Origin of the sequence: Sedimentibacter acidaminivorans, assembly GCF_017873955.1 — a bacterium.
GTDB classification, from domain to species: Bacteria; Bacillota; Clostridia; order Tissierellales; family Sedimentibacteraceae; genus Sedimentibacter; species Sedimentibacter acidaminivorans.
Genome location: NZ_JAGGKS010000009.1, coordinates 18348 through 31333, shown reverse-complemented (window position 1 = coordinate 31333; position 12986 = coordinate 18348). Strand labels below are relative to the sequence as shown.

The 12986-nt window shown below is 37.0% G+C and carries 7 protein-coding genes; all 7 read left to right on the top strand.

From position 1 onward, the window contains the following. Window positions 1–224 precede the first annotated feature (224 nt). On the top strand, window positions 225–4532 hold the full coding sequence (locus J2Z76_RS13715; RefSeq protein ID WP_209512644.1) for a leucine-rich repeat protein: 4308 nt from the start codon (window positions 225–227) through the stop codon (window positions 4530–4532). Between the two features lie 263 nt (window positions 4533–4795). Beyond that, window positions 4796–4903 (top strand): SHOCT domain-containing protein, encoded by a 108-nt coding sequence (locus J2Z76_RS17015; RefSeq protein ID WP_342455054.1) that lies wholly within the window; start codon window positions 4796–4798, stop codon window positions 4901–4903. Between the two features lie 137 nt (window positions 4904–5040). Then, window positions 5041–6021 carry a virulence RhuM family protein gene (locus J2Z76_RS13710; protein ID WP_209512643.1) on the top strand — a complete coding sequence of 327 codons (981 nt, stop codon included), beginning with the start codon at window positions 5041–5043 and terminating at the stop codon, window positions 6019–6021. 115 nt (window positions 6022–6136) lie between these two features. After that, window positions 6137–7477 carry a sensor histidine kinase gene (locus J2Z76_RS13705; protein WP_342455053.1) on the top strand — a complete coding sequence of 447 codons (1341 nt, stop codon included), beginning with the start codon at window positions 6137–6139 and terminating at the stop codon, window positions 7475–7477. Then, on the top strand, window positions 7471–8202 hold the full coding sequence (locus tag J2Z76_RS13700; protein WP_209512641.1) for a LytR/AlgR family response regulator transcription factor: 732 nt from the start codon (window positions 7471–7473) through the stop codon (window positions 8200–8202). Before J2Z76_RS13705 ends, J2Z76_RS13700 begins: the two co-directional genes overlap by 7 nt. Window positions 8203–8442: 240 nt before the next feature. Next, entirely contained in the window at window positions 8443–11181 is a 2739-nt protein-coding gene (locus J2Z76_RS13695; protein WP_209512640.1) for a cadherin-like beta sandwich domain-containing protein, read from the top strand. Window positions 11182–11207: 26 nt separating this feature from the next. Next, a complete protein-coding gene (locus tag J2Z76_RS13690; RefSeq protein ID WP_209512639.1) occupies window positions 11208–12782 on the top strand; it encodes an S-layer homology domain-containing protein in 1575 nt (524 codons plus the stop codon). Window positions 12783–12986: the final 204 nt, after the last annotated feature.

Genomic DNA, 12986 nt, shown 5'->3' with positions numbered 1-12986 from the left:
GTCGTTTTTTTATAAAAAAAGGCAATTACCCCTAAAATAAGTGCAATTACCCCAAAATCCGCACAAATGACTTTTCTGTGATAGAGTAGAATTTAAGTTAGTGGATGGCAGGAATAATTATATGTAAATTGAAGGACATTGTAATTTTATTTAATATGTGCAAAAAAATCATAATTGATTTAAATCAGAAAAGGTGGCATAGGTCACGAAAGAAGGAGAATAAAATGAGGAAAATTAATACCTTAGTATTAGTATTAGTATTACTAGTCACAAGCATACCTGTGGTGATATACGCAGATACACCTGTGAAGGAAGTAACTATTGGCAGTATTTCCTGCAACGGTATACCTGGTATAATGACAACAGATGATATTGTAGTACTATTTGACACTGACAATACGGAAATAGGTCTAACAATGACTGACGTTACCCTTACAGGAGCGACGTTAGATTCTATAACTACTAATGGAACGAAAGGATATTCATTTGCTATATCTAATATAACTATAGCTAGCGGGGATAATGTGACACTTGAGTTTTCTAAAGCAGGATTTAATTTTACACCAAATACAAAAGAAGTTATGGTATACAAGGTAGCACCACCAGTAAACACAGGAATAAACTGGGGAGCTGACATTACAGAAAGTGTTAGTGGTAATACCTTAACCCTAATTGGTACAGGTCCGATGAATGACTTCGGTAGCAACGATAACAAATCAGTTTTAAAAGATTTAGGCATTAAAGAGGTTGTTATTGGTAATGGTATTACAACTATAGGGAATAATGCTTTTCATACCAATAATTTAATTAGTGTAGTAATCCCTGCTAGTGCAACTAGTATTGGAGCTAATGCTTTTGCTTATAGTGATTTAACCAGTGTAGTAATACCTGATGGAATTACGAGTATTGGTGCTGGTGCTTTTTTCGATAACAATTTAACCAGTGTGACATTTGGCGATAGTGTAACGCACATTGAAACTGGAGCTTTTTACAGCAATAATCTAACTAGCATAATTCTACCTGATAGTATGGAGAGTATTAGTGCTAGCGCATTTTATGGTAGCCATTTATCAAGTATTACAATCTCAGACTCGGTGGTGATAACAAGCAGTTCTTTAGGGGTGTATGCGAATTCATTTAAAATTTACTACGACAGTGTAGCTAACGCAGCTGGAACTTATGAGTATGCGAATGGTTCTTGGACAAAAGAAGGTGCAGTAGACACAACAGCTTACGATGCTAAAGTAGCGGAAGCAAATGCTTTAGAAGAAACAGAGTATACTTCAGAGAGTTGGGGTGCATACACTACTTCAATGAGTGCGGTTAATTTAACTTTAACTAGTGAAAATACTCAAGAAGAATTAGATGCTGAAGTAGTTAAAATTCAAGCAGCATTAGATTTATTAGTAGTTAAACCAACCACAGGAGTAACCTGGGGCGACAACATTACAGAGAGTATCGACGGCAACGTGTTAACTTTAAGTGGGACCGGTCCGATGAATGATTTTGTTGGTGGTGATAATGATGAGTTAACATCAATTCACGGAATTAAAGAAGTAGTAATTGGAAATGGAATTATTTCAATAGGCAATTATGCATTCTCATATAATGATTTAACCTCTGTAACAATAGGAACTTCAGTAACTTCAATAGGTGATTATGTATTTTATGATAATGAATTAACATCAGTAGAAATACCAGATTCAGTTACTACTATTGGCGAATATTCATTCCATAATAATAAGTTAACATCAGTAACAATACCAAACTCAGTTACTTCGATAGGTGATTATGCATTTAATAGCAATGACGACTTAACCTCAGCTACAATAGGAGATTCAGTTATTACTATTGGTGCCTATTCATTTCGTGATAATAAGTTAACATCAATAACGATTCCGGACTCAGTTACTACTATAGGTGAAGGTGCATTCGTAGATAGCGCTTTAACTTCAGTAACAATACCAAACTCGGTTACTACTATAGGTGCAGAGGCATTCTTAACTAATAAGTTAAACACGGTGACAATATCAAACTCAGTTACTAGTTTAGGCGTAGCAGTATTCGCGGATAATCAGTTAACATCAGTAACGATACCAGACTCGGTTACTACGATAGATAGTTATGCATTTACGGCTAATGAATTGACGAGCATAACAATAGGTCAAGATGTTACAATAAATAGAGTTGATGAAGAGCATGAAAATGTTGAGTCTACAATGGGCTCTAACATAGGATTTGAAGATTTTTATATTAGCGAAAGTAAAGTAGCTGGAACTTATGAGTATATAGATGGTTCTTGGACTAAGACAGTACCACCTGTATCCACAGGAATAACCTGGGGTGATAATATTACAGAAAATGTTAATGGTAACGTATTGACTCTTAGTGGAACGGGGGAGATGGCTCATTTTAATATTGATGAGAACAAAGAAAAATTAATTAATTTAGGTATAACAAATGTGTTTATAGAAAGTGGTATCACTACTATAGGAACTTTAGCTTTCCAGGGTAGCGATTTAACCTCGGTAGCACTTCCTAATTCTGTGACTAATATAGGTAATATGGCATTCAAAAGCAATAAACTTGAAGCAATAGTAATATCTGAATCGGTTGCGGTTATTGGTTATAACGCATTTGATGACAACCTACTAACGTCAATCACAATACCTAATAGTGTAGAAGATATTGGTGAAAGCACATTTTTTAACAACAACCTCACTTCAATAACAATGGAGAGGTCTGATACAAATTTAGATGATTCTTTACTTCATACGGATAACAATAACTTTAGAAGCGCTTATGGACTTGGTGGAATAGGGACCTATACAGGAACCCAAACGGGTGCGTGGACAAAGGAAGTTCAAATAGACATTACATCACCAATCTTAACATCGGGTGCTATAAGTAGAACAAGTAATACAACAGGAACCGTTAAGTTTACATCAGACGAAACAGGGACTTATTACTATGAAGTGGTAGCAGACGGGGCAACAGCTCCAATAATTAATACGACTGGCGCAGGAATTACTTGTACAACAGCAGAGACAACAATTGCAAATCCAACGGGATTAACTGCAGGCGCAAAAGATATTTATATTCTTGTAAAAGATGATGTTGGAAATGTAAGTAATCCCCTTAAAATGGATATACCTAATTACACACCACCTAACAGTGGAGGTTCTTCAGGTGGAGGTAGTAGCAGTGGTAGTTCTTCTAATGAACCAGTAACACCGCAACCACCCAAAGATGAACCAGTTATTGTTATCGTCAATGGTGAAGAACAAAACGCAGGAAAAGAAACAAAAACATCTGAGAACGGTCAATCTATCGTTACAATCACGGTAGATAATAAAACCGTAGAAGACAAAGTAGATGAAGTAATTAAAAATAATAAAACTGGTGCTATAAATTCTATTCAAGTGCCGGTTACAGATACGACTTCAGATATTGCTAAAGTTGAACTTACAGGTGACATTATCAAAAAGTTAGAAAACAACAGTTTTAATGTTTCTGTTAAACGAGATATGGTTGAATATGTGATTCCAGCAGAGGAATTCGCTATTAGTTCTGTCGCTAAAAATCTTGATGTTTTAGAAAGTAACTTGGTAGATATTAAATTAGAAGTTCAAATAACTACATTAGATGAAGCGGTTGTTGAGAAGTTTAATGACGTCGCAAAAGCAAATGGTTCAGAGATTGTTTTTCCACCAGTATCTTTTGAGGTTGTTGCAAAGACTACAAAAGCGGATGGTACAACTGGAGAAGTGTTTATCAGTAAGTTTAACAATTATGTTCAAAGAGTTATGGAAATACCGGAAGGTGTAGACCCGAAAACTGTTACAACAGGTGTTGTATTTAACCAAGACGGTACTTATAGTCATGTACCTACAACAGTGTACCAAAAAGATGGCAAGTGGTTTGCATCCCTAAACTCTCTAACAAATTCTAATTATTCGATTATCTGGAACCAGGTTATTGTAGAGTCAGTAGAAAACCACTGGTCGAAAGAATCGGTAAATGACATGGCCTCAAGACTTGTAATTTTTGAACCTGAAAAATTTGAGCCCAATAAAGCCATAACAAGAGCAGATTTCGCAGAATATCTTGTTAGGGCTTTGGGAATTTACAGAGAAGACTCTATTTATGAGAATAAGTTCAAAGATGTGACTTCTAGTGGAGATAGGACTTTAGCTATATTAATAGCCAATGAATATGAAATAGTATCTGGCTATACAGATGGTACATTTAGACCAAATGCATCTATAAGCAGAGAAGAAGCCATGACCATGTACCAAAGAGCCATGAAGATGACAAAGATTACTGGAGATGATTCAAATCTTTATCAGAATTATAAAGACTTTGAAACTGTAAGTCCTTGGGCAGAATCATATGTGAAAGAAGTATTGTCAGCACATGTTTTTAACGGAACTACGGCTACAACAATTTCACCAAAATCAAATCTGACCTATGCAGAAGCAGCACAGGCCATCAAGAATTTATTGGTCGAATCAAAACTCATTAATGATTAATGAACACAGATAATTAACGGAGATTAAAAATAAAATAATTTCGGCACCTCCCTATCTATTTTCGGCTTATAGATAGGGGGATTTTTTTATACTTTTTTTCGTACACCCCCTATGATTTTTCGGCTTAATAGTGAGGGGCAAAAATTAAAATGAAAAATGAATAGACCAGACCCCTAGAAAAATCGGCTTATAAGTAGAGGTGCAAAAAGGAGTTAAACAATGGAGCATGAAAATGAACAACTAAAACTCAAATACAGTTAGCCATGCTTTCCAGCCTGCTTGATGAAAAGATGATTTCAGAAAAAGAATTCATCAAGATTAAAGCTGAGTTGGAAAGAAAATACAAAATGAAGCGAGGTTTATGTGGTTAAGTTGTAACCACTGTGGTAAAATTAAAATAATAATTGGGAACATAGATGAACTATCCGGAATTTACCGGATAGTTCACTTAAAAACGTCAGACAGTGTCTGACGAATTGATTAATAAATTATTGAAAGGGGGGATAATGTGGAGAATAAAACAGATATTCTTATTTACCAATTGGAAGACGGTAAAACAAAAATTGATGTTAGGCTTGAAAATGAAACAGTGTGGATGACACAAAAAGCCATTGCCGAGCTTTATCAAACAACGCCTCAAAATATAACACTTCATATAAAAAACATTTATGAAGAAGGTGAATTAGAGGAAAATTCAACTTGTAAGAATTACTTACAAGTTCAAACTGAAGGAAATAGAACGGTTCAGAGAAATTCACGCCATTATAATCTTGAAATGATTATTGCCGTAGGCTACCGTGTACGATCTAGTAGAGGCACCCAATTTAGACGATGGGCAACGGAAAGATTAAATGAGTATTTAGTCAAAGGCTTTACCATGGATGATGAACGCCTTAAAGGTATGCGTAATATCGGTGATGATTACTTTGATGAGCTTTTAGAGCGTATACGTGATATTAGAGCATCAGAAAAAAGATTTTATAAGAAAATCACGGATATCTATGCCCTATCTATAGATTATGATGGAAAATCAGAAGAAGCTAAAAAGTTCTTTGCAACGGTGCAAAACAAGCTTCGTTTTGCCATTCATGGACATACAGCAGCAGAACTCATTGAACAAAGAGCCGATGCCTCAAAGGACGATATGGGGCTTACTACTTGGAAGGGTGATAAGGTGCGTAAAGGGGATATTACCGTTGCTAAGAATTATTTGACGGAAAAAGAAATAAAATCACTGAATAGAATTGTAACCATGTACCTAGATTATGCAGAAGATCAAGCTGAAAGACGTAACCCTATGTATATGAAGGATTGGGAAGAAAAATTGAATGCCTTCCTAAAATTTAATGAGAGAGACATACTTACTGGTGCAGGTTCTATTTCTCATGAAGTAGCTAAGGAACTGGCTGAAAAAGAATATGAGAAGTTTAATCAAAAGCGTTTAAATGCACCTGAAAAAGATTTAAACAACAATAGTAAGTGTTTATAGTGATTTAGTACTTGGTGCATATAAACTATTTTGAAACAGTATCGTAAGAATTTACCGTAATCAAAAGTAGTGAATGACTTAATCAAAATTCCATTCACCCACTAAAACGATACAGATGAGCGTCAATAATGCGTTGTTCATGTATATTTTATTGACTATCGACAAGACAATGATATACACTATAAATAAGAAAATTCAAAAGGATATGATTATGCTAACTAATATGGACTATTTTTCAATAGGTGTATATACGACCATTTTTATCTACTTTTTATATCTGTTTTTTTCATACAAAGAAGAGAAGTACAATCTGTATTTTTCCATTGGATGTTTGATTGCTATAACGAGAGTTATAGTAACAAAAAACTTACTCGTGATTAATAATACTGAAGGTTTGATTTATATGGTATCATCCAGCTTATATTATATAAGTTATATATGGGGTGGTGTATTTTTAATGTTAATATCAGAAAGCTTGTTCAAAGAAGAACGTTTGAAACATATTAGCAAGATATTTACGATCATTGCAATTATCTTTTCTATTTTTATTATTTTTACAGATATACCAGTATATTCTTCTAAAGATGCTTTTTATGATGGTTCATTTTTTATAATGCTGGTATATTCAAGTTATATACTTGTAAAAGCTGTTGTTAAGAAGAGAAAAAGAGCTGTTCTTCTATGTATAGGTAGCTTTATAATGTATTTTGGTGCTTTCCATGACATATTAAGAGGAAGTGGGGTATTTTATTCTAAAATAGGAGAAATAAATGCCTATACTTATTTCATATATTTACTAATATTTGCCTATGTATTATCCCAAAATACAAAAGAATATCAGTTAAGTATATTTAATTCAGAGCTTAATTTTTTACATGCACAGATACAACCACATTTTTTATTTAATACAATCAATACAATCATAACGTATTGTAGACAAGAACCCAATGTGGCAAGAGAATTACTATTGGATTTAAGCACATATCTAAGAGGAAAGTTTGACTATGATAGTGAAAATATGCAAATAGCTTTAAAAGAGGAAATCGAGTTAATTAAATCTTACCTAACCATCGAAAAAGTACGGTTTGGGGATAGGCTAGAAGTAGTTTATGATATTGATGACAATATTGATATAACAGTACCCTGCTTAATATTTCAACCCCTTGTAGAAAATGCAGTAAAGCATGGATTGAAGGATAATATTAAAGGCGTAAAAATTCAGATTTTAGTCAAGAAGATGGATAATTATATATCTTTACAGGTAAAAGATAATGGTAAAGGTATAGACGAAGATACACTGTTTAAATTACTAAAACAAGAGAGTACAGGCGTAGGTATAAATAATACTAGCAAAAGGCTTAAACTTTATTATGATACGGATTTAATGATCAAAAGTAGTAAAAACCAAGGAACTTGTATTACCATAAAAATACCAGTAGGAGGGAAAAAATGTTAAGATGCATAATTGTTGATGATGAGCAAGCACTTATAAGTGAACTTGAATTTTCAATAGAGAGTATAGATGAAATAGAAGTCATTGCTACTTATACTGATGGTATACAAGCTCTTGTAAATATAGTTGATATGAATATAGATATAGCATTTTTGGATATAGAAATGCCTGAGATTACCGGGGTTGAGCTTGCTAAAAGAATAAAGAAAATAGATAGCAATATAAGCATAATATTTATAACAGCATATAAACAATATGCGATTGATGCTTTTGATATAGGTGCAGCACACTACTTGTTAAAACCTATAAGAAAAGAAAAACTTATAACAGCTATAGATAGAATAAAAGGCTCAAGAGATAATCAAATCAAAGTCATTAAAGGTAAAACTCAACTGCCAGAAAAGATAAGTGTAAAAGGAAGAGATAGTACAACTTTTATAAAAATAAAAGATATTTTATATATTGAATCATTAGACTCTAAAACCATACTGGTGACAAAAAAAGAGAAAGTTACATCTAAAGAAAAACTACAATTTTGGCAAAACGAACTATTAGAGGTTGGATTTTTAAGGTGTCATAGAAGCTATATTGTAAACATGGAATATATATATAGGATAAAAAGAATACTAGGTAGTACTTATGAATTACTACTAGATTATGAAGATATAAAGGTGCCTGTTGGCAGAAGTAACATACAAGAAGTAAAGCAATATTTAGATATGGAATAAACATCTTTATTGAGACATAAAACTATATGAAATAAGGGTTTAAAAAGAGCCTACAAAAAAGACTAAGCATGAATTATTTGCTTAGTTTTTTTGTGCTTAATGACGTTCACTACTTTAATCTATGACGTTTACCTTAAAATAAAAGCTGTTCACTGTTTTTTTGTGACAAAATAAAAATCACACGCTATTATTTATATATATAAATATGAGATAATTTTTTCGAAATAGAGGAGGAGAATCATGAAAGCAAAAGTAAAACGCAAAATCCTGTCGCTCTTGATGGCGGCCATCATGGTCATGGGTCTACTGCCCACGGAGGCATGGGCAGAGACGGTAGAGGCGGGAACGTCCAGCGATTTAAAAGGGCCGGAGGGAAATACCGGTGTTGCTTCAACCTACCAGCATATCTATTATGGGAAATATAACGGCAGCCCCATTAAGTGGCGCATACTGGATAAAAGTAGCAGCGAACTGTTGCTGCTGGCGGATGATTCTGTGGATTGGAGGGCATTTGATAATAATTCCAACGATTATGAAAATTCTGATGTATACAACTGGCTCAATGGTGAATTTCAAGATTCCTTTACAACGGAGGAAAAAGCCAATTTTCGATATCCGGCTGGTGAAAAGGCATTCCTACTTTCAACAGATGAGGCGAATAATCCCACCTATTTCCCTGGTGGAAAGGCAGACCGTGAAGGGAGGGGTCGCTGGTGGTTGCGGTCGCCTGGCTATGGCAGCAGCAGTGCAGTCCTCCTTGTCGACGGCAATGGCGATGTCGACTCGAGGGGCCGCAGTGTGACCTTCAGCTACGGTATTCGCCCCGCTTTTAAATTAAATCTGTCATCTGTCATCTTCGTATCTGACGCGGTAGGCGGCGCATCTGCGACGGTAGAGAGCAATCTTTCAGCAGTAACGCCAATCACCGGTGATATGAAATTAACCATGGCTGATAGCAGCCAAACACTGACCATCGGTGATGTGAACGCCGGCAGCAGAACCAGCGGCAGCGCAATCACCGTTAATTACAGCGACGCCTTCACAGGCGACAGTAATTATCTTGGTGTAGAGCTAACCAGCGGCAGCAATACCTACCGGGGCGTCATCAAGAATCTGACGGCGGACAACGAAAGCGGCACGGCTACTTTTAACCTGCCGGTGGCCCTAAGTGATAACAGCTATACGCTCAGGTTTTGGAATGAGAAATACAGCGAACCGCACCACACCAAATATGCTAATACCCCAGTAAGCGAAAGTATTACATTTATGAATCCTAATATTGTAAGCGATAGTGTCAGCTTGCCCACCGGGATTATCGGGACACCGTACTACAATGGGGCTTTAACAGCCCTGGACGGAACCGGGTCCTATACGTGGAGTGCTAACGGACTGCCGGCAGGGCTTTCCATTGCCCAATCAACCGGCGAGATCAGCGGTACCCCGGAAGACACGGGCAACTTCAATGTAAGGGTTACCGTCACCGATGTAAACGGTAAAACTGATGAGAAAGACTTTACCCTGACTATTAACCAGACTTTCTCCATCGACCTGGTCGACCTGACAGTAAGCGCTGGTAGTTTGAGCCCGGCCTTTGACAAAAACACCGTGGTCTACCAAGTGGAAGCCGTTCCAAACATAGACAGCATAGACGTCACAGCCCAGTTGGCAGATGCCGGGGCTACCCTGACCATTGCCGGGGACACGGCAGCTGACAGCGTGGCCAAAACGGTTTATCTTGAACAGGGAGCGAATTTAATTCCCGTTGTGGTCACAGCTTCTGATGGCGTTAGCCAAAAGGCGTATATTCTCTCTATCAATGGGACGGTGGACAATGCAGATTTAAGCAGCTTAACCCTAAGCGAAGGAAATCTTAGCTTTGATAAGGATACTACGGAGTACTATGTCAACGCAGGCAATGACACGGAGACGATTGATATAAGTGCCATACCATCAGACAATAAAGCATTAGTGCTTATAGACGGAAGTGTTACAACCAGCAGTGCAATAACAGTGGAAGTTGGAGAAAATCCTATTGATGTTATGGTGGTTGCTCAGGATGCTTCTACTAAAACCTATACAGTAACAGTCAATCGAGGAACGGGTGATGTGAATCTTAGTGATATAACCTTAAGTGAAGGGACATTAAGTCTAACTTTTAATCTGGCTACTACAGCGTATACAGCCACTGTTCCCTATAACACTGAAGCTATTAGCATAAGTCCAACGCTGATGGATGGTGATGCAACGGTCAGAGTAAACGGAGGGGAGCCATCCCAACCAGTTAGTCTTGATGTAGGAGAAAATGCCATTGACATAGTAGTAACAGGAAAAGACGGTGAAAGTACCAAGACTTATACCATCACCGTTACAAGAAAAGAAGCATTAACAATCAATAATGAAACCTTGCCCATAGGCATTGTAGGAGGAACCTATCAGGCAACCTTAAGTGCAGAAGGGGGAACATTGCCTTATACCTGGACAGCAACAGGGCTTCCTACAGAACTTATCCTAAGTGAAATAACTGGAGAAATAACAGGAACATTTTTAAGTGAAGGCAATTATACGATAGAAGTCAAGGTAACCGATACCAATGGCAGTGAGGTGAGCAAAACTTTAACATTAAACGTTAATTTAGGCTGCGGAAACGGCGCGTATATTATCCAGCTAGATGAAGATTCAGCCTATACAAGGGGATATACAGATGACGGCATACCTATGATGACTGTCAATGAAGGAATAACAGGGTTTAAATATTTTTCTGTAGCCATAGCTCCTGTTACAGGACACGGTGGCAATGAGGTATGTGTGTTTGTACATTTAAGAAATGGGCAGCAGATAGGGATAAATGCAACAGAGGCAGATTTTGATACGGTAAATCGAGCAAAAGCTGCATTTAATGTAAAAGAGGGGGATATTATCAAAGCCTTTATAGTAGATGATTTAACCAATAATTCAGAAACAAATCCAGAAATACTATAGTCACATTGAAAGGAGATGAGTGAAAAATGATGATAAAAACACTGAATAAGCTCGGTAGTAAAACGTTTAGTATATTTATATGCATTATTATATCTTTGTCATTAATGACGCCTTGTTTAGTTTTTGCAGCAGATGTCAGCGTAATAGCAACTCCGGACAGTGCTTATCCAGGGGATGAAGTGACAGTTTCAGGAACTGCAGACCCAGAGATATGGATAACTATAAAAGTTTTGGAATCAAGTGGCAGTATCGTTTATTTGAATTCCATATTATCAAATAGTGACGGAGGCTATTCCGATACATTTAAGGTTCCTGATGTCTCGCCAGGAGTACTTCAAGTAGTGGCGGGATATGGTAGTAATACAACCACCGCGCCAATTACAGTGACTGGTTCCAGTGGAGGAACCAGTACTTCCCATCCTACACCTGCCTATCAGGCAGTTGTTTCAAGAGCCGATACACCAGAAACCACGCTGCCAGTCAGTGTAAATTTAAATACTGGTAGCTCTGCGGTAGATATGGAAACTCTGGCAAACAACGTGTTCGACGACGATGGGATAACCGTAATAACTATGCCTTCTATCCCTAATGTGACTGACTACACCTTGAAATTTCCAACTGTTGCCGAATCTACTTCTCATGGGCAAAGCGCATTGACTTTCTCTACCGATGTAGGAAGTATCACTATACCTGATAATATGTTTTCAAACATTCCAGGAGTAGAGGGAAAGAAACTTAGCATCACCATAGGACAGGGTAATAAATCTACTCTCTCTGATGAAGAAAGAGAAGCTATTGATGACAGGCCTTTAGTGCAGCTTACATTTAACCTAAACGGGGAACAAGCCCGATGGAATAACCCTGAGGCACCTGTATCAGTATCAATACCCTATACACCTACAGCCATGGAGTTGCTTGCCCCAGAACATATCGTCATATGGTATATCGACGGTCAAGGGAATGCAGTTTCCATACCAAATGGGCGTTATGACCCTGCAACCGGTACAGTGACCTTTACGACCACCCATTTCAGTTACTATGCCGTAGCTTATGTTAAAAAAACCTTCAGCGACTTGAGCGGTGTGGAGTGGGCAAGGAAATCTATAGAAATCATGGCCTCTAAAGGCATCATTAACGGAACTTCTACAACAACCTACTCTCCAGTAGAAAATATTACCAGAGCTGATTATCTGGTGCTATTGATCAAGACGCTAGGCTTAACATCAGATTTTGACAGTAACTTTGATGATATTAAACCGAGTGATTACTATTATGAAGCTATGGGCATTGCTAAAAAAATCGGTATTGCAGAAGGGATTGGAAACAACCTTTTTAATCCCAAGGGAAATATCTCTAGACAAGATATGATAGTGATGACAGCAAGGGCCCTAGAGAATTACCAAGACTTAGTTACCACAAGTGATACCACCGTGCTAGATGAATTCAGTGATAAAAGAGACATTTTCGCATATGCTATAGAAAGCCTAGCAACCATGGTTAAGGAAGGCTTAATTTCCGGATCAGGGGATAAGCTAAACCCACTTGCTTATTCCACACGTGCTGAGGCGGCTGTATTTTTGTACAGGATATACAACGAATAAGAAGCAAAAAAAGTATAGACCAGCCCTATCTTCTCATTGGAAAAACCAATCTGCAAGAAGTTAAAAAATATTTTGAGATTGAATAGAGGCCTTGGATTCCGCAAAAAAAAACTAAGCATAAGTTACTTGCTTAGTTTTTTTTGTTCGTAAAGATATATGAAAATGTTCACCCCCCTAATCAGTACAGTTCACCATCAAATACGA